This is a genomic window from Ruminococcus sp. RTP21484sp1_RTP21281st1_A8_RTP21281_210402, from assembly GCF_040914025.1.
In the GTDB taxonomy this organism is placed as follows: Bacteria; Bacillota; Clostridia; order Lachnospirales; family Lachnospiraceae; genus Blautia_A; species Blautia_A faecis.
In genome coordinates, this window is record NZ_JBCPGE010000008.1 from 56,094 (window position 1) to 74,733 (window position 18,640).

21 protein-coding genes and 1 pseudogene are annotated in these 18,640 nt (G+C 41.6%); 15 read left to right on the forward strand and 7 right to left on the reverse strand.

What is annotated here, in order from left to right:
• Window positions 1-88 precede the first annotated feature (88 nt).
• The gene (locus AB5170_RS05605) at window positions 89-1,126 is read left to right on the forward strand and encodes an ABC transporter substrate-binding protein (protein WP_173770911.1); all 1,038 of its coding nucleotides are present in this window, start codon (window positions 89-91) and stop codon (window positions 1,124-1,126) included.
• On the forward strand, window positions 1,101-1,871 hold the full coding sequence (locus AB5170_RS05610; RefSeq protein ID WP_173770910.1) for an ABC transporter permease: 771 nt from the start codon (window positions 1,101-1,103) through the stop codon (window positions 1,869-1,871). The genes AB5170_RS05605 and AB5170_RS05610 overlap by 26 nt, the downstream gene beginning before the upstream one ends.
• A 97-nt stretch (window positions 1,872-1,968) precedes the next feature.
• Here AB5170_RS05610 and nth read toward each other — a convergent pair whose 3' ends face one another.
• The 3 genes from nth to AB5170_RS05625 all read right to left on the reverse strand — a co-directional run bounded on the left by nth (window position 1,969) and on the right by AB5170_RS05625 (window position 6,152).
• A complete protein-coding gene (nth, locus tag AB5170_RS05615) occupies window positions 1,969-2,607 on the reverse strand; it encodes an endonuclease III (protein ID WP_173715838.1) in 639 nt (212 codons plus the stop codon).
• Between the two features lie 248 nt (window positions 2,608-2,855).
• Window positions 2,856-5,114 (reverse strand): glycogen/starch/alpha-glucan phosphorylase, encoded by a 2,259-nt coding sequence (locus tag AB5170_RS05620; protein ID WP_173770909.1) that lies wholly within the window; start codon window positions 5,112-5,114, stop codon window positions 2,856-2,858.
• 141 nt (window positions 5,115-5,255) lie between these two features.
• Window positions 5,256-6,152, reverse strand: coding sequence for an AraC family transcriptional regulator (locus AB5170_RS05625; protein ID WP_226836606.1), 897 nt, complete (start codon window positions 6,150-6,152; stop codon window positions 5,256-5,258).
• Window positions 6,153-6,522: 370 nt separating this feature from the next.
• Here AB5170_RS05625 and AB5170_RS05630 point away from each other — a divergent pair, with 370 nt between their 5' ends.
• From AB5170_RS05630 to AB5170_RS05680, 11 genes are all read left to right on the forward strand, one after another.
• The gene (locus tag AB5170_RS05630; RefSeq protein WP_325064491.1) at window positions 6,523-7,302 is read left to right on the forward strand and encodes an HD domain-containing protein; all 780 of its coding nucleotides are present in this window, start codon (window positions 6,523-6,525) and stop codon (window positions 7,300-7,302) included.
• A complete protein-coding gene (locus tag AB5170_RS05635) occupies window positions 7,296-7,862 on the forward strand; it encodes a M48 family metallopeptidase (protein WP_226814855.1) in 567 nt (188 codons plus the stop codon). The genes AB5170_RS05630 and AB5170_RS05635 overlap by 7 nt, the downstream gene beginning before the upstream one ends.
• Window positions 7,862-8,860, forward strand: coding sequence for a glycoside hydrolase family 5 protein (locus AB5170_RS05640; RefSeq protein ID WP_118578801.1), 999 nt, complete (start codon window positions 7,862-7,864; stop codon window positions 8,858-8,860). The genes AB5170_RS05635 and AB5170_RS05640 overlap by 1 nt, the downstream gene beginning before the upstream one ends.
• Window positions 8,861-8,963: 103 nt before the next feature.
• Window positions 8,964-10,190 (forward strand): endonuclease Q family protein, encoded by a 1,227-nt coding sequence (locus AB5170_RS05645; RefSeq protein ID WP_330386317.1) that lies wholly within the window; start codon window positions 8,964-8,966, stop codon window positions 10,188-10,190.
• Window positions 10,191-10,250: 60 nt separating this feature from the next.
• On the forward strand, window positions 10,251-10,712 hold the full coding sequence (locus AB5170_RS05650; RefSeq protein WP_173770907.1) for a metallophosphoesterase: 462 nt from the start codon (window positions 10,251-10,253) through the stop codon (window positions 10,710-10,712).
• A gap of 169 nt (window positions 10,713-10,881) precedes the next feature.
• Window positions 10,882-11,358 carry a hypothetical protein gene (locus tag AB5170_RS05655; protein ID WP_118578805.1) on the forward strand — a complete coding sequence of 159 codons (477 nt, stop codon included), beginning with the start codon at window positions 10,882-10,884 and terminating at the stop codon, window positions 11,356-11,358.
• The gene (locus AB5170_RS05660) at window positions 11,355-11,717 is read left to right on the forward strand and encodes a CidA/LrgA family protein (RefSeq protein WP_118578807.1); all 363 of its coding nucleotides are present in this window, start codon (window positions 11,355-11,357) and stop codon (window positions 11,715-11,717) included. Before AB5170_RS05655 ends, AB5170_RS05660 begins: the two co-directional genes overlap by 4 nt.
• Window positions 11,714-12,406 carry an LrgB family protein gene (locus tag AB5170_RS05665; RefSeq protein ID WP_173770906.1) on the forward strand — a complete coding sequence of 231 codons (693 nt, stop codon included), beginning with the start codon at window positions 11,714-11,716 and terminating at the stop codon, window positions 12,404-12,406. Before AB5170_RS05660 ends, AB5170_RS05665 begins: the two co-directional genes overlap by 4 nt.
• A 284-nt stretch (window positions 12,407-12,690) precedes the next feature.
• A complete protein-coding gene (locus AB5170_RS05670) occupies window positions 12,691-12,948 on the forward strand; it encodes a hypothetical protein (RefSeq protein ID WP_148462181.1) in 258 nt (85 codons plus the stop codon).
• 10 nt (window positions 12,949-12,958) lie between these two features.
• On the forward strand, window positions 12,959-13,948 hold the full coding sequence (locus tag AB5170_RS05675; RefSeq protein ID WP_173734981.1) for a YafY family protein: 990 nt from the start codon (window positions 12,959-12,961) through the stop codon (window positions 13,946-13,948).
• On the forward strand, window positions 13,938-14,933 hold the full coding sequence (locus AB5170_RS05680; protein WP_306797064.1) for a biotin--[acetyl-CoA-carboxylase] ligase: 996 nt from the start codon (window positions 13,938-13,940) through the stop codon (window positions 14,931-14,933). Before AB5170_RS05675 ends, AB5170_RS05680 begins: the two co-directional genes overlap by 11 nt.
• A gap of 68 nt (window positions 14,934-15,001) precedes the next feature.
• Here AB5170_RS05680 and AB5170_RS05685 read toward each other — a convergent pair whose 3' ends face one another.
• The 3 genes from AB5170_RS05685 to AB5170_RS05695 are packed head-to-tail and all read right to left on the reverse strand — an operon-like array spanning window position 15,002 to window position 16,778.
• Window positions 15,002-15,769, reverse strand: coding sequence for a hypothetical protein (locus AB5170_RS05685; protein ID WP_148462183.1), 768 nt, complete (start codon window positions 15,767-15,769; stop codon window positions 15,002-15,004).
• A 1-nt stretch (window position 15,770) separates the two neighbouring features.
• Window positions 15,771-16,265 (reverse strand): hypothetical protein, encoded by a 495-nt coding sequence (locus AB5170_RS05690; protein ID WP_148462184.1) that lies wholly within the window; start codon window positions 16,263-16,265, stop codon window positions 15,771-15,773.
• A complete protein-coding gene (locus AB5170_RS05695) occupies window positions 16,266-16,778 on the reverse strand; it encodes a sigma-70 family RNA polymerase sigma factor (RefSeq protein WP_173718455.1) in 513 nt (170 codons plus the stop codon). It lies immediately after the preceding gene.
• Between the two features lie 393 nt (window positions 16,779-17,171).
• On the opposite strand from AB5170_RS05695, the pseudogene AB5170_RS05700 reads away from it, so the two are divergent.
• Window positions 17,172-17,822: pseudogene (locus AB5170_RS05700) on the forward strand (alanyl-tRNA editing protein); the annotation flags it as partial.
• 383 nt (window positions 17,823-18,205) lie between these two features.
• Here the strand turns inward: AB5170_RS05700 and AB5170_RS05705 are convergent.
• Complete coding sequence (locus AB5170_RS05705) at window positions 18,206-18,511, reverse strand: DUF6783 domain-containing protein (RefSeq protein ID WP_325064495.1); 306 nt, start codon at window positions 18,509-18,511, stop codon at window positions 18,206-18,208.
• Here AB5170_RS05705 and AB5170_RS05710 point away from each other — a divergent pair.
• On the forward strand, window positions 18,431-18,622 hold the full coding sequence (locus AB5170_RS05710) for a DUF6783 domain-containing protein (RefSeq protein ID WP_325064492.1): 192 nt from the start codon (window positions 18,431-18,433) through the stop codon (window positions 18,620-18,622). The genes AB5170_RS05705 and AB5170_RS05710 overlap by 81 nt on opposite strands.
• The last annotated feature ends 18 nt before the right edge of the window (window positions 18,623-18,640 follow it).

Genomic DNA, 18,640 nt, shown 5'->3' on the forward strand with positions numbered 1-18,640 from the left:
CACAAAAAACACCTCGCGGAATGTTACCAGTGAACAGTAACCTATTACGAACTGATGGGATCAGGTAAAGATCCGGAAAGGACATTCTATGAAGAGAAGAGCATTATCATGGTTTATGGCAGCTGCACTTGGTGTTGGAACAATGGCTGGAGGTATTGGAAGCGCAAATATTGTATTGGCAGAAGAACAGAATGAAGAAACGAAAGCGGCAGATGAGACATCAGAAAAGCCGGCTGATGAGACGGATTCAGACAGTTCTGTAATGAAAATTGGGGCACTGAAGGGTCCTACTGCAATGGGAATGGCACAGCTTCTGGACGATGAGAATTACGAGTTTTCCCTTGCTGCATCTCCAGATGAAATTGTTCCAATGATCGTTCAGGGACAGGTAGATGTAGCAGCTGTTCCATCCAATTTAGCCTCCGTTTTATATCAGAAAACAGATAAAAACGTCAGCGTTCTGGCAGTAAATACTCTTGGTGTTCTTTATCTGGTGGAGAATGGTGATTCCATCCAGTCTGTAGATGATTTAAAGGGAAAAACGATCTATGCCAGTGGTAAAGGTGCGACTCCGGAGTATGCGTTAAACTCTGTTCTGAAGTCTAATGGACTGGATCCGGAGAAGGATGTGACCATTGAGTACAAGTCTGAGCATGCAGAGGTTGTAGCAGCGCTTGCAGAAGACCAGACAGCAGTTGGACTTCTTCCACAGCCTTTTGTAACCACTGCACTTATGAAGAATGAGAACCTTCGTGTGGCCCTTGACCTGAATGAGCTTTGGGAGTCTTCTGCAACAGATGGAAGCAGGCTGGTAACAGGTGTTGTAATTGCCAGAAATGATTATCTGAAAGAGCATGAAGCAGATATTGATGCGTTTATGGATGCATATAAGGACTCTGTAGAATTTGTAAATTCTGATACAGAAGCAGCTGCCCAGATTATTGGAAACCATGATATTATTCCGGCAGAAGTTGCAGCAAAAGCCATTCCGGAATGCAGTATTGTATTCATGGAGGGCGACGAAATGCAGACCATTCTTTCCGGCTATCTGAACACACTAAATGAGCAGAATCCGGAAACAATCGGAGGTCAGTTACCAGATGAGGACTTCTATTATAAACGCTGATAAGGCAAAAAAATATCGGATATTTTATAAAATTGTGGCAGCTGCCGTATGGATTATGGTATGGCAGCTGACCAGTATGTATCTGAAACAGGAGATCCTTCTGGCATCTCCTGTTTCTGTTATAAAGAGACTTACCGAATTGATTGTAATGGGAGATTTCTGGAAATCTGTGGTATTCAGTTTCGTAAGGATTATACTGGGATTTTCTCTGGCTTTGATCCTGGGAATAGTTCTGGCGGCACTTTCTTCTGCTTTTTTTGCTGTGGAAGTGCTGATGGAGCCATTGATCATGGTGATAAAAGCTACGCCGGTTGCTTCTTTTATCATTTTGTGCCTGATCTGGATCCCATCCAGAAACTTATCCGTTTTTATTTCGTTTCTCATGGTTTTTCCAGTGGTATATACAAATATTCTGGAAGGAATCAGGCAGACGGACAAACAGCTTCTGGAGATGGCAGATTCCTTTGGCGCGGGTGTGGGAAAAAAATTACAATTTATCTATCTTTCCCAGGTTATGCCATATGCAGTTACTGCCTGTAAACTGGGACTTGGTCTCTGTTGGAAAGCGGGAATTGCGGCTGAAGTAATCGGTATTCCTGCTGGTTCCATCGGTGAAAAATTATACAAAGCCAAGGTGTATCTGGAGACACCAGACCTGTTTGCATGGACAATTGTCATTATTGCAGTGAGTGTGGGATTTGAGAAGATTTTTATGTTTGCGTTGAGAAGAAGTGTGGGAGAATAACCGTAAAAGGAAGCATTTTCGAGAAAATATCCGGGCGAAAATGCTTTCTTTTTATAGGGAGCTTTAAAACCTGCATATCCTGCAGAAAGCCTTTGCTTTAGTCTACTCCGTTTTTTGCGCAGATATCAGCGAGACAGCATCTGTCGCAATAAGGCCTGGTTCTGGCAGTACAGACTTCACGTCCGTGGTTTACCAGGCGGTGACAGAAGTCATTTCCCTCTTCCGGCGGAATGATTTTCCACAGTGCCATTTCAACTTTCTTAGGATCCTTGATTCCATCCACAAGGCCAATCCGGTTGGTGAGACGAATGCAGTGTGTATCAGTGACAATAGCTGGTTTACCGAATACATCGCCCATGATCAGATTGGCACTTTTGCGTCCTACACCGGGGAGGGCGAGAAGAGCGTCAAAGTCACATGGAACATTGTCATGGTATTTTTCATGCAGGATTTTCATGCATGCGCTGATGTCTCTGGCTTTACTTTTTCCCAGTCCGCAAGGCTTTACAATCGCTTCAATTTCTTCAGGGGCAGCTGCTGCAAGTGCGGCTACGTCCGGATATCTGGCATACAGATCCTGCACTACAACATTGACTCTGGCATCTGTACACTGTGCTGCCAGCCGTACGCTAACCAACAGTTTCCAGGCTTCGTCGTAATCAAGAGTGCAATCTGCCAGGGGGTATTCTTTCTTTAATCGATCTATTACTTCAAGAGCGAGTTCTTCCTTTGTCATTTTGTAAAATCCTTTCATGAATGATGTATTCATTGTAATTGGAAATCCTCGATTTTGCAAGGTTATGCTGCTTTATTTTGTATGAACTTAGGAAAAAGTTACTGGTCACGGAGTGACCAGTAATGGGAAAAAAATCACTGTTGACTCTGCAGACAGTAACAGAAAAAAAGTAGTACTTCAGAGTGAAAATGTGAATATTGTTAAAAAAATCCCGCGTCAGCTATATATACTGCCGCGGGATGCACTTTTTAGTTTAAATGCCAGATATCTTTATTATACTGCTCAATAGTTCTGTCAGAAGAGAAGAATCCGGCTTCTCCGATATTTACGAGCATTTTCTTTGCCCAGCTGCTGCGGTCTTCATAATCCGCAAATACCTGATCTTTAACTTTAATATAATCTTTGAGATCCAGCAAAGTCATAAACCAGTCTTTATTCAAAAGTTCGTTATAGAAGTTCCTCAGATGTTCCTCTTTACCAAGCTTCAGCATCGGCTCGCTGACAATAAAATCTACATACTTTTTAATATCAGCATCTCCCTCATAAATTGCTCTGGAATTGTAATCCATCTTCTCATAATGCTTGATAATTTCATCACTGGACTCACCAAAGATATAAATATTATCCTTGCCAACCAGATCGCTGATCTCAACATTTGCTCCGTCCATAGTACCAAGAGTAATAGCACCATTCAGCATAAACTTCATGTTTCCGGTACCGCTTGCCTCCTTGGAAGCCAGGGAAATCTGCTCGGAAATATCGCAGGCAGGGATCAGTTTTTCAGCAGCACTTACATTGTAGTTTTCCACCATAACAAGCTTCATATAAGGTGCTACGTCCGGATCATTCTGAATCAGGGTTTCCAGAGTCAGAAGCAGATGAATGATATCTTTTGCAATGTAATAAGCAGGAGCTGCTTTTGCACCAAAGATGAAAGTAATCGGTCTTTCCGGTTTCTTTCCGTCTTTGATTTCCAGATACTTATAAATAATATAAAGAGCATTTAACTGCTGACGTTTATACTCATGAAGTCTCTTGATCTGGATATCAAAAACACTGTTTTCATCAATCTCGATGCCAGTATTTTCCAGAACAAAATCCTTGCAGATCTTCTTTGCATTTGTCTTGATCTCAAGCAGCTGATCCAGAACCTTCTGGTCATCTTTGTAAGCCAGAAGCTTCTTCAGTTCATCGGCATCTTTCTTATAACCCTCTCCAATAAGTGAAGAAATAAACTTGGTCAGTGGCTGGTTGCAATACATTAACCAGCGGCGGAAAGTAATACCATTGGTCTTATTATTGAATTTTTCAGGATAAATTTCATAAAACTGATGCAGCTCGGAGTTCTTCAGAATCTCTGTATGAAGGGCTGCAACACCATTGATTGAGAAGCCATAATGAATGTCCATATGTGCCATATGAACCAGATTATTGCTGTCAATAATAGCAAGATTTTCAGCCGGATATTTGGCTTTTACTTTTTCATCCAGCTTGCGGATGATCGGAACCAGCTGTGGAACAATGTCTTCCAGATAATGGATTGGCCATTTTTCAAGCGCCTCAGCCAGAATTGTATGATTGGTATATGCACATACATGGGAAACGATTTCAGCAGCTTCATCAAAGTCAATTCCACGCTCACCAAGAAGGCGGATGAACTCAGGAATGATCATACTTGGGTGAGTGTCGTTGATCTGAACGACAGCATAATCAGCCAGATCATGAAGGTTGCTTCCCTTGGAAACTGCCTCATCCAGAATCAGCTGAGCGGCATTGCTGACCATGAAATACTGCTGGTAAACACGAAGCTTACGTCCATCTTCATCACTGTCGTCCGGATACAGGAACAGTGTCAGATTGTGGAGAATATCCTTTTTGTTAAAGGTAATTCCATCATGAACCATGGACTCATCTGCCAGATCAATGTCAAAAAGATTAAGGTGGATCGCTTTGTTTTCATAGCCTGCAACATCAATACTATACATGGTAGATTTCAGGGAAAAACCTCTGAAAGGAACCATATAAGTTACATCTGTAGCAGTCAGCCAGGAATCAGGAGTGATCCATGGATTCGGTACTTCATGCTGAAGATTGTCTTCAAAAACCTGTTTGAAAAGTCCAAGATGGTAATTCAGACCAATACCTTCTCCAGGAAGTCCAAGTGTTGCAATAGAATCCAGGAAACATGCAGCCAGACGTCCAAGACCACCATTTCCAAGAGATGGTTCCGGCTCAACGGATTCAATTTCTGCAAGAGATTTGCCATTTTTTTTCAGAAATTCTGCAACCTCATCGTAGATTCCAAGATTGATCAGATTGTTGGAAAGAAGTTTACCAATGAGAAATTCGGCAGAAATATAGTAAATTTTTTTCTTACCATCGTGATAGCCTTTTGCAGCTAACTGCTCTTTTGTATAGGTGAGAAGTGCTTCGTATACTTCCTGGTCGGTACATGCTGCGCAGTCTTTGTGGAACATGTTCTGGATCATAGTTTCTAAAGCTTTCATAATTATTTTCTCCTTTCGAGAGCGTGTGAATGATGCTCGTCTGAAATCCACCGGTATGCCTGATGCCGTGGACATCACCTTTGTTCGATGGTGTTATATTAGCATATGCATCTCTTAGAAAAATACAACAAAACTGTTCTGTTATGACATTTTTTTGCGGAATTTGTGAGGGGACAGCTGATTGGCTTCCTGAAATTTTTTTATAAAATAACTGGTATTGTTAAAACCTACATCTAGAGCAATGTCCGTCACAGATGCATCTGTATGCAAAAGCAGGGACTTTGCCTTTTCAAGTCTGTAGTCATTCAGGTAGGCTGCTGCTGTTTTTCCGGTATACTGTTTGAACAGCTTCATAAAATAGAATTCACTGTAATTGGAAAGACCGGACAGTTCCTTTACAGACAGAGGCTCACGGTAATGGGCACTGATATAGTCCAGGACCTTTTTTACAGATAAAAGATTCCTGTTCTGTTCGGCATCTGTAGTAATGATGTAATTTCCTGCCAGCATTTCATAAAAAAGCCCATAGAAAAGTCCTTTCAGCTTCATATAATAGAAGGGCGGTTTTTCCTTGTGGCATTTATGGATCTCGCAGAAAAGATGGAAAATATTATTATAATTTTCATTGGCAGGAGTGATCAGATGGGTGAATTCTGCCCGGTTCTCCATAAGCAGGGAGATTACTTTTTCCTGACAGAGATCCCCTGCAGGACCCGCCAGAAAGCTAAGGTCAAACACCACGCTTCTGTAATATAAAATATGTCTGGAATCTGACTTGATTCCATGCAGAACACCGCTGTTGACAATGAGAAGATCTCCCTCTTTCAGACGCAGTGTTTCCCGGTTAAGCCTTGCAAGCCCGTTTCCCTTGTCAATACAGATGATCTCCATTTCTTTATGCCAGTGGTTGTATAAGGAGCGGAAAATCTCACAATTATCTGTATAGGTTTCTACTGGCAGTTCAAAAGAACCATGGGTTTCAAGCTCCTTCATGGTTTCGTCTACGTTTGGTGAAATATCAGGTATTTTATCTGCCATGGCATCCTCCCTGAAAATGAGTATTATCCACAAGCTTCACGAAGCATGCAGAATTGTGTTATCTATGAACTTTGTTCACAAAAACGCCTCGCGGAACGTTACCAGTGAACCGTAACGAAATGTAAACAATAGCGAAATTTGTTTGCTTATAATTAATATATGTTATCATTGTCTTGTATTATACGTTATGCGTCAAACCTTCGCAAGTCTGTAGAAATTTTCGAAAATCTGACGCTTTTATTGGAAAAGAAAACCAGGTGGTTTATAATAAGGATTAAAAGAGCTGCTGTTCAGTATCTGCACATTGACAAAAGCGGTTACTTAATATTCGCTCTGGATGTGCAAAAGATACAGCGGAAAGGAAGGCATTTTGAAGATAGATTTTAAACATGCAAGAGGCGTTTTCGAGGATTATTTAAATGGATATGACAGAGAAGATGAAAAGATAAAATTAAAAATCATTCACACATATGGGGTGGTAAAAAGTGCTCGTGAAATTGGTCACAGAATGCATTTGAATGAGGAAGACCAACAGCTTGCGGAGCTTATTGCCCTGCTTCACGATATTGGAAGATTCCAACAGCTTCGTCTTTATAACAGCTTTTCACCGGACACTATGGATCACGCTGCATTCGGTGTACAACTGTTATTTGAGGGAGAAAATCCGATGATCAGCAGATTCATAGAAGACCGAAGCTATGATGAGCTCATTCGCGTGGCAATTGCCAGACACAGTGATTTCAGGCTGGAAGGAATTCAGGACGAAAGAACTCTTTTCCACGCAAAAATGATCCGCGATGCAGACAAGCTGGACAATTGCAGAGTGAAGCTGGTGGATTCTGTGGAGGCTATGATCGGTGTCCCTCAGGAGCATGCCGGAGAAGGCAAAATATCTCCAAAGGTATGGGAATCCTGCCTGAGAAAAGAGGCAGTTTCATCTCCTGACCGGATTACATCCGTAGATTACTGGGTATCCTATGCAGCGCAGTATTATGACCTGAATTTTAAGGAAACATGGCAGATCATGAAAGAAAAGGATTACATTTCCAGGATTATAAAGCGGTTGCAATATAAGGAGAAAGACACCAGGGAAAAGATGGAAATACTGGAGCAGCAAATGAACGCTTACATGGAGAAAATCCTATGCTGAGCTCTCAGATTTCCTACCAGATCATCCGCAGCAGCCGCAAAACTATGAGCCTGGAAATTAAGGCTGATGGCAGTGTTGTTGTACGCGCGCCTCTCCGTCTTTCCGAAGCAAAAATTCAGAAATTTGTGGAAGAAAAACAAGAATGGATCCTGAAAAATCTGGAAAAAATCCAGAAAAGAGATGCACAGAAGGAGAACGTACAAAAGCTGTCTGCCCTGGAAAGACAGCATCTGCAGAATAAAGCCTGCGTGGTAATTCCAAGGCGAGTGGCATATTATGCAGAAAAGTTAGGGGTAAGCTATGGGAAAATTACCCTGCGTCAACAGAAAACAAGATGGGGAAGCTGTGCCGCAAATGGAAATCTGAATTTTAACTGGCTGTTAATTCTGGCACCTCCTGAGGTGCTGGATTATGTGGTGGTCCATGAGCTTTGCCACCGTAGGGAAATGAACCATTCCCAGGCATTCTGGAAAGAAGTTGAGAAGATCCTTCCAGATTACCGGGAAAGACAAAAGTGGCTAAAAGACAACGGCTGGAGATTAATGGAGGAGGGTTTTTAATGAGAAAAAAAGGAAAAAAATGGTTCGGTTTGCTTATTGCAATCGTATTTTTATGTGCATTCTGTGTACCGGTAGCGGCTGCGTCCAAGCTTCCCAGATTACAGGTAAAAGGCACACAGCTTGTAAACAGCAGTGGGAAAAAAGTACAGCTTAGAGGTATCAGCACCCATGGTCTGTCCTGGTATCCAGAGTATGTAAATCAAAGTGCATTTACTTTTATGAAGAAAAACTGGAAGGTAAATGCAGTGCGTCTTGCCATGTATACTGCTGAATATAACGGCTATTGTACCGGGGATGCATCCAATCGGCGTAAGCTGGAAGCGTGTATTGATAACGGTGTAAAATATGCCACAAATGCAGGTATGTATGTGATTATTGACTGGCATATTTTAAGTGATGGAAACCCTCAGCAAAATCAGAAAGAAGCTTTGAAGTTTTTCAAAAAAATGGCAAAAAAATACAAAAATAATACCAATGTGATCTACGAAATCTGTAATGAGCCAAATGGAGGAACATCCTGGAGTACAATAAAAAAATACGCTGAAAAGATTATAAAAGGTATCCGCACCTATGACAAAAAAGCTGTGATTCTGGTAGGAACGCCCAACTGGTCACAGGATGTAGATCAGGCTGCGCTTTCCCCGGTTAGTAAGAAATACAGAAAAAACGTAATGTACACCCTGCACTTTTACGCAGCAACACATAAGGAATGGCTGAGAGATAAAGCACAGGCTGCCCTTGATAAAGGACTGCCGTTATTTGTATCCGAGTTTAGTATCTGTGATGCTTCTGGAAATGGTGGACTTGATAAAGCTGAAGCAAAAAAGTGGCTGACTTTCCTGGATAAAAACAATATCAGCTATATGGCATGGAGCCTGTCAAATAAGGCAGAAAGCTCTGCATTTATAAAATCCGGCTGCAGTAATACAGGAAAATGGTCCTCAAAGAATCTGACAGCAGCAGGAAAATGGATTACAAACTGGTATAAAAAGAAATAAAAAGAAATAAAAAGAACACATTGGAAAGTGTTTTTTTCTATAGTTTTGAGAATTTTGAGCAGTTGCAAATCAAAATATAAATGACTGAAATGGAGTTAATTAAGTGGAAATAATCGCAGATCTTCACATTCATTCCAGATATTCCATGGCAACAAGCAAGCTTGGAACCCCGGAATATCTGGATCTGTGGGCAAGAAAAAAAGGAATTTCTTTAGTGGGAACCGGTGATTTTACCCATCCTGCCTGGCGGGAGGAACTGAAAGAAAAGCTGGTTCCGGCAGAAAGTGGACTGTATCGGTTAAGAGATGAATATGTGCTGGAAGAGGCGAAAATGCTTCCTGGGGGAGCTCCCCGTTTCGTAATTACAGGGGAGATCAGTTCTATCTATAAGAAGAATGGAAAGTGCCGCAAGGTTCATAATGTACTTCTTTTATCCGGCCTTGAAAAAGCAGATAAAATAGCTGGGAGACTGGAAAAGATTGGAAATATTCACTCAGACGGAAGACCAATACTGGGACTTGATTGTCACGATCTTCTGGAAATTTTACTGGAAAACTGTGCCGATGGAATGTTGGTTCCAGCACATATCTGGACTCCCCACTTCGGACTTTTTGGTGCCGCCTCAGGGTTTGATACCATGGAAGAATGTTTTGAAGATCTTACTTCATATGTTCATGCTGTGGAGACGGGATTATCTTCAGATCCACCTATGAACTGGCGTTTATCTGCACTTGATGGACTTCAGCTGATCTCAAACTCAGATGCACATTCTCCATCAAAGCTTGGAAGAGAGGCTAACTTACTGGACATTGAATTGTCCTATCAGGGACTTTATGGTGCTGTCCAATATGGAAAAGGTCTTCTTGGAACACTGGAATTTTTCCCGGAAGAGGGCAAATATCACTATGACGGACACAGAAAATGTCACATCTGTCTGAGCCCGGAAGAAGCTGAAAAGTATCATGGAATATGTCCTGTATGTGGGAAAAAACTGACTATGGGAGTGAATCACAGAATTATGGATCTGGCTGATAGAGAAAATGGGTTTGTGAGAAAAAATGCCAGACCTTTTGAGAGCATTGTACCTCTTCCTGAGGTGATTTCTGCCTGTGTTGGAAAGGCTGTAACCACCAAAACAGTCACTGGTGAATATGAAAAGATGCTTCAGAAACTGGGAAATGAATTTGATATTTTAAGGGAAATTCCCATTGCGGATATTGAGAAAGAAAGTAGTCACATGATTGCTTCAGGCATTCGGAAACTTAGAAACAGAGAAGTAATCTGTAAACCTGGATTTGACGGCGAGTATGGGAAAATCTGTCTGTTTTGAGGAAAAGGCTGGGTGTTTTTTAGAAAAAAGATAGAGGAATGTGGTATAAGGAACGGTAAAATGACAGAAAATAAGAAAATTAAAATTGGGATTATTTCAGATACACATGGTCTTTTACGGACAGAAGTTCTGGACATATTACAATCCTGTGACTGCATTTTTCATGCTGGAGATGTGGACAGACCGGAGCTTCTGGATGCTATAAGATCATTGGGCGCTTTATATGTAGTGCGAGGAAACAATGATGGATACTGGGCACAGAATCTGCGAAGAAGCTTGAACTTTACAGTGGGAAATGTGAAATTCTTTATGGTTCATGACAGGAAAGATGTTGCCTGGGAGTTAGGGGATACCCAGGTGGTGATTTTTGGACACAGTCATCAGTATTTTGCAAAAGAAATTGACGGAAGGCTGTGGCTGAACCCTGGAAGCTGCGGCAGAAGCCGCTTTGGGGGAGATGTGACCATGGCAGTTATGACCGTGGAAAACGGCAGCTGGCAGGTGGAAAAAATCGTGCTCTGAACAGTTGCAATGTGGAAAAAAGGAATATCCAGAACACAGTTTTACAATTATGTTGTAGAAAAATTGGGAAAAACAGGGGAGAGAATTGTCGAAAGATGACATTGCAATTTTAACAAGATAATGTATAATAGGGCAGAAGAAAAAGCCATGAAAGAAATGAGGATTTGCAGTGGAGAAAAAAGAAATCGATGTGAAATTCATTGTAGGAATTGTCATTCTTCTGGTGATCTTTGGCGTAGTAGGCGGCTCGTTCTGGAATCTGGTTGCCAGACAGGCACAGAAAGACAAACAGGAGGAAGCCCGTCTGGAAAATGAAGCCATAAGAGCTATTTATGTGGAAGCCGGAGATATACTGAAGGAAATGGTATTCGTAGATATGGATAAAAAAACTGTTTTCAAGGCAGCGATTCCCAAGGAAGGAATTTATAACAAAAATGATAAATTAATTGCCGGGGATACCTTGGAAAATGGAGATATGGTGAAAATCTACGGTGACAGAAATATGACAAGATCCATCCCTGCACAGTATCCAGGGATTACAAAGATGAAGCGAAATGGCAGGGCTTCTCTTGAGGAGCTTCAGCCTTATCTGGAAATTGCAAATGAACTTCTTTGTGGAGACAGCGAGGAGGAAGACAAAAAGTGAAGTATCTGAGGCAATTTTGTATTATTTTGCTGGTTTCAGCGTTGGGTGAGGGATTACATATCCTTTTGCCTCTTCCGGTACCGGCCAGTGTATATGGTCTTGTGCTGATGCTTGGAGCACTTGCAAGCGGAATTCTGAAACTTGAGCAGGTAGAGGAAGCAGCAGATTTTCTGGTTGAAATTATGCCGGTTATGTTCGTTCCTGCAGGTGTGGGACTTTTGGAAGCGTGGGGTGATCTGCAGCCAATCTGGCTTCCTGTTGTGCTCATAACAATTCTGACAACCGTCATTGTAATGGTAGTTACTGGACGCAGTACTCAGTTTGTGATCAGAAAGGACAGGGGGAAAGATAAGAAATGATAAATTTTATAGAAAATTCCCTGTTTTTCGGGGCGGCATTAAGTCTGGCTGGATATGAGGTCGGTCTTTTGCTGAAGAAAAAGTTTAAAATGGCGCTGTTTAATCCTCTTTTGATTGCAATTCTATGTGTAATGGGAATGCTTCAGCTTATGCAGGTGGATTATAAGACCTACAATGCAGGCGGTCAGTATATCAGTTATCTGCTTACTCCTGCTACAGTATGTCTTGCGGTACCGCTTTACAGACAGCTTACTGTGCTTCGTAAGAATCTGAAAGCTGTCGTTATAGGAATTGTTTCCGGTGTACTTGCAAGTATGGTCAGTGTCTTGATTTTTGCAAAGCTGTTTGGACTTTCCCATTCGGAGTATGTTACTCTGCTTCCGAAATCCATTACTACAGCCATTGGAATGGGTGTATCGGAAGAACTTGGCGGACTTGTTACGATCACGGTTGCAGTTATTATTATCACTGGTGTGCTGGGAAATGTGATTGCGGAGGCAGTCCTTAAAGTGGCAAAAATTGAGGAGCCTATCGCGAAAGGTCTGGCACTTGGAACTTCAGCCCATGCCATAGGTACATCTAAGGCAATGGAACTGGGTCCTGTAGAAGGTGCTATGAGCAGCCTGGCAATTGCCGTTGCCGGACTTCTTACTGTTATCGCCGCTTCTGTGTTCGCCGGATTTATGTAAAAACATGTTTGTGGATTAACTACTATGAAAGTATAGCGAATAAATAAGCCTGTAAACATGTTCATTTAGATTTTGTAAAAAGGAAAACGTCTGGTTCTGTTTAAAACAGGTTCAGACGTTTTTTTATCACTCAAAAACGAACAGATATTCGAAAATGATGGATTCATACCGTTTTATAGGACTGATATTGTGGTAGACTAGTCTCATAAAGAAAATATGTTCGGAAAATACGTTCGGTATTTGATGGCGGATGATATTGGAGTTTGGGAAACGGAGGAGATATTATGTGGAAATCAGGCAGAAATATTAACAGCAGAAGAGCTGCCCTTGCAGAGGGATATATGGAGGATACACAGGAGAGCCGCGGCAGGAAATTTTCCGGGAGCACAGCCATGATACTGGGACTTTTTATTACGTTGGAGCTCATGATCGGGGGAGCTATGATCTTTAATTATGATTTTCATGGTGCAGATCTTATTGCTCTGCTCTTTGCTTTTATGGTATTATATTCTGGAGTCGTAGCGGTATTGACAGATAAATAGGAGTAAGGATATGCCAAAATCTTTCCAGCAGAAACTGAAAATTTTATATCTTATGCGAGTCTTTTCTGAGAAAACAGATGAGGCACATCCCATGAGTGTGAAAGATCTGATTTCCTATCTGGAGAGTCTGGGAATTCATGCAGAGCGGAAGACGATATATGACGATATAGAGACTTTGCGTGTGTTTGGAATGGATATTATGAATCGAAGAGAGAGACCGTCAGGTTTTTATCTTGCAAGCCGTGAGTTTGAGACTGCAGAGCTGAAGCTTCTTGTAGATGCTGTTCAGTTTTCCAGATTTCTTACTGTTGGGAAATCGCGGCAGTTGATCCAGAAACTGGAGCACCTTACCAGTATTTATCAGGCCAAAGACCTGCAGCGGCAGGCAATCGTACTGGATCAGGTGAAGAATACAAACGAGAGCATTTATTATAATGTAGATGAGATACACAGAGCAATTTCACAGAACAGACAGATCAGCTTCCAGTATACAGAATGGACAGTGTCCAAGGAGAAACATTTGAAGAAAGGTGGAGCTCGCTATCAGATCAGTCCATGGCAGATGATATGGCAGGATGGTAATTATTATCTGATAGGAGTTGATGAGAAGAGTGGCATTGTGAAGCATTACCGCGTAGACAAAATGTTGAAGATCCTTACAGAGAATGAAGCAAGAAATGGTGCCGAACTCTTCCGGAAATTTGACAGTGCCAGATTTGCTGCCGGTACTTTTGGAATGTTTGGAGGCCGTGAAGAGAAAGTTAATCTGGAATTTGAGAACCATCTTGTTGGTGTAATGATTGATCGATTTGGGCAGGATATTATGATCATGTCCAAGGACAATGAGCACTCCGTCACCAGGGTACAGGTGAATGTAAGTACACAGTTTTATGGCTGGCTTGCTGCCCTTGGAAATAGCGTGAGAGTGATTTCACCGGAGAATGTGCGAAAAGAATACCGGGATTTTTTAAGAAAAGCCCTGGAGAATTATGAAGGATAAAAGCATGACGGTTAAATCCAGACTTTTGGAGTTATTAGAACAGCATAAAGGTGAAACTTTATCTGGCGAGGATATTGGCAGGGAGCTTTCCTGTACACGAGCCGCAGTTTGGAAAGCTGTGAACAGTCTGCGCCAGGAAGGATACCCCATTGAGGCCGGACCGAATAAGGGATATATGCTTGCAAGAGAGAGTAATCTGATTTCAGCAGAGGGAATCAGACTTTTTCTGGAGGATCCACAGGTTGAGATAAAAATATTTGATGCAATCAGCTCTACCAATCTGGAGGCCAGGCAGCTGGCTGTGAGCGGAATGGCTGGACACGGCTCTTTTGTTGTTGCCATGGAGCAGACAGCAGGAAGAGGACGAAGAGGCAGGGAGTTTTATTCTCCTAAAGGCAATGGGATTTATCTCAGTGTTATTCTGGAACCGAAGGGGACACTGGAGGGCAGTCTTCTGATCACTACTGCAGCAGCTACTGCAGTGTATAAGGCTGTGAAAGAAGTATGCGGTGTAAAACTTGGAATTAAATGGGTAAATGACCTGTACAAGGATAACCGTAAGGTTTGTGGTATTCTTACAGAGGCGGTCACAGATTTTGAAAGTGGAAATATAGAATTTGCAATTGTAGGAATTGGGCTGAACTTGTACGTTGAGCAGGAACAATTCCCCAAAGAGCTTCAGGAAATTGCCGGAGGAATCTACGAAGATGAACAATCCTCCAGAACTGCGGACAGGAACCGCCTTGCAGCGCAGATTGTGAACTATCTTCTGGAAGAAACCCGGGAATTGAAATTGTCAGAAGAATACGTGGAACATAATATTGTTCCGGGAAATGAAATTACAATTACAGATAATAAAAGCAGCAGAAGTGCCAGAGCATTAGCGATTTGTCCAGATGGGAAATTGCTGGTTCAGGAGACTGATGGCACTCAGAGTAAGCTGGCTTTTGGAGAAATCTCAATAAAAATACCGCCGATAAAATAAATTTATCGGCGGTAAAGTTATTAGAAATATTATGTGGCAGATACCTGACTTTTATTGGAATAGTTACTCTATTTTGCAGAATTATTGTCTGGCTCAGCAGTAATGAATGGTTGAACTGAAGTAGTATCCGAAATTTTGATATCGGTATTCTTTATTACATTATCCGCATTCTGATCTGGCTGTGTTGTTGAAGACACTGTTGAGGCAGGTGCTGATTTTGTATTCATTTGTGGAGCGCTGTTATCAACAGGCTGTTGATAAGGACGATATGGCTGCCAATAATGTTCTGACACATCTTTTTTACAATCAGCTTTTTCGTCAGGAGAGATGCTTTTGATTTTTCCTGTAAGAAGCTGATAACCGGCAACGATGATCAGAATTCCAATGATAACAGAAGGAATCTGGTACATGATATCCTGTATAATAATAGCCAGAGAATTTGGTAAAATCCAGAAGAGCAGATCACGGAAACCATTCCAGAAAACAGCAACTCCGAAAACAATCAGGAGAATTGCCGCAATTTTAATATGTTTTTGCGAGAGCCTGATATTATTCTGAAATATACGGTCAAGATGCAGAATATAGTTATCCTCTATCGCGTAAAATTCTTCTTCCGGCAGTTCTTTCAAGTTATGAACATGGAAGAAACTGTAGAACCATAATACAGGAAGAAAGATAACCAGAGAGGAGATATTAAGCCCTCCGGCAATTGCGATAATAGCCCAGAATAGAGTCATAATGCTGATTCCCTGCTTAAAGAATCCCATATACATTTCTCCCGCACCAGGAATCAGGGAAGAGATAAAAAGCAGGAATCCCTTTTTTTGTTTTTGCATGTTAGTTACCTCCGTTTGTTATTGTATTTGAAATAGAATTAATGTAGTTGACAACTTTCTGGGGAGCATCAGAGATTCCATCTGTAATTCCATTTGAAAAATTACGTAATGAAGTTCTAATTTCCCGGCGCGTTTCAGATGATTTGGCTGTGGACTGCGGAAGCTGAGGCGAGACGAAGTCCATTTGCCCAAGGCTGAACAACATAACCAGTGCAAGTACGACTCCGACTACAGTGCGGAGCCCCTCATAGAAAAACCGCATTTTATAGGTGGCATCCGCTGCTGTTTTCTGTATCTGAATATCAGGAGCTGTAACACGTTCCATAATTGTTCCTTTCAGATAGGCGGGAGCTGAGGATGCATGATCTGTATATTCGTCCACAAGCTGGTTAAGACAGTAGTCGCAGTGATTCATATGTTCCAGAAATGCAATGATTTCATCAGTGTTCATCTCTTCATTTTGAAAATTATTCAGGTCATTACTATTGATATGCATTTAATCGCTCCTTTCTGCCAACATTTTTTTCAACATGTTTTTTGCACGATATAGCTGTGTCTGAATGGTCTTAGGGTTTTTGCCTTCTTTTTGCGATATTTCTGTTACGGACATTTGTTTACAGAAATGAGCAATGGCAATTTCCTTGTAAGGACTTTTCAGGCTGCTGCATATCCGAAATACCTGCTGTTCCGAATCAGACTGCAGATACTGTTCCTCTGGGGAAGAATGATTCTCCAGATCAGGAAGCTGTGAGAAATAAATATCTTCCGTTGGAATTGAACGGCGTCCGGCAGCTTTTAGGAAATCAAGGCATTTGCGTACTGCAATTTTGCTAAGCCAGGCTTTTTCATAAAGCCCATCGAAGTGGGCGAGACTTTTGTAGGCAGACAGGAATACCTCCTGAGTGAGGTCTTCTGCATCGAAAGGATTACCTACTGATTTCAGACATATGGAATATATCAGATTCTGGTATTGGTCAATCAGATATTCCAGATATTCTTCCTGTGAAATGTTATCAGCCTCCTTCCTGTCCGTTCTCTAATTATAACGCGACTGCCTGATAAAGTTCTTCAAAAATAAATAAAAATTTTGTAATTATTCAGCTGGTACTATTTTGCAAGGTGTTTTTACTATGAAAGTCCCGGATGGAAACCATGAATGAGCCATGCTTGCATGAGAGAATTCATAGATATCGGATGGGTTAGAGCGTGTTTGAAAAGGCTTTATGCAAGGTGTGCGTCACACTTTGTGGGAGATTGCGGCATATTTTGAACACGTCCTGAAATGACTAAATACAAAGAAAAAATAAAAATTGCGGGAAGAGCATAAATAGACTATAATCAGTTTCGTGAATAAAAGATAGAAATAAATCCTGCTGTTTAATTTATGAAAGAAGGAGCATTTATGTACGAGACAAAAAAGTTATATTATGAAGATGTATATAAAAAAGAATTTACCGCCAAGGTGTTGGAGTGTCGTGAGAGCAAGAAAGGCTATGAAATAATTTTAAACCAGACAGCTTTTTATCCAGAAGGAGGCGGACAGCCCAGTGATACCGGTATATTAGGCGGAATAAATGTTAAGGAAGTTCATGAGAAGGATGGAGAGTTAATTCATTATACAGATGGGCCTTTGGAAGTCGGTATGGATGTAATAGGAAAAATTAACTGGGGCAGAAGATTTGATCTTATGCAGCAGCATTCCGGAGAGCATATTGTAAGTGGGCTGGTACACGAAGCATTTGGATATGACAATGTGGGATTCCACATGGGAAGCGATGTGATCACCATCGATTTCAACGGAATGCTGGATGAAGAACAAATGGCCGAAATCGAAGCGAAAGTGAATCAGATTATCTGGGAAAACCAGGAAGTTGAGATTTTTTATCCTACAGAGGAGGAACTTAAAAATCTGGATTACAGAAGCAAGAAAGAGCTTTCCGGATGGGTTCGTATTGTGCGCTTTCCAGGAGCAGATACCTGCGCATGCTGCGGAACTCATGTGACGCGTACTGGAGAAATTGGAATGGTGAAGTTGCTTTCTGTGGTGAAATTCCGTGAGGGGGTTCGTATGGAAATGCTGTCAGGTAAGCGAGTGCTTGATTATCTGAATATGGTAAATGAACAGAATCGTCAGATTTCCGTGAAGCTGTCTGCGAAAATGGACAAAACAGCGTCAGCGGTAGCAAGGCTTCAGGATGAAAATTTTGCTCTGAAGGGAAGAGTACATGCGTTAGAAGAAGAATTTATCGTTGGCGAAGCTGCTAAATGGAAAGAAAAAGAGAATGTGCTTTTATTCCAGGAAGGAATGGAAGCAGGAAGCGTTCAGAAGCTTACAGATGCAATTTTACAGGTCTGTAAGGGGCGTTGTGCAGTATTCTCCAGGAATGCAGATGGAAGCTATAAGTATGCTATGGGAGAAAAAGACGGAGACTTACGTCAGTTTACAAAAGAGATGAATGCAGTATTGAATGGCAGGGGAGGCGGTAAGCCTTTCTTTGTACAGGGGTCTGTGCAGGCTTCCGAGAAAGAAATTCGAGCCTTTTTCGAAAATAAATAGCAGTTGTTCAGTTCCTTCGCAAAAGCACCTTGCGGAATAGCACCCGCTGAATAGTTGCAATAAATAATAAAAGAGGATTGAAAAAAATCCGTATTAGAGCGTGTTTGAAAAAGCATTCCCACAATCTGTACGCCCCACTTTGCGGTATATTTTGCCCGAATTCGGTTGTCATAGCCCGCTACGATGCCCTCCTCCGGACAAAATCTCCCACAAATTGTGACGCACATCTTGCAGAAGTCCTTTTTTCAAACACGCTCTGCGGAAGAAAGGAAAAGCTGAATTATTTTTCAAGATAATCAGTGTTATAGGAAGAA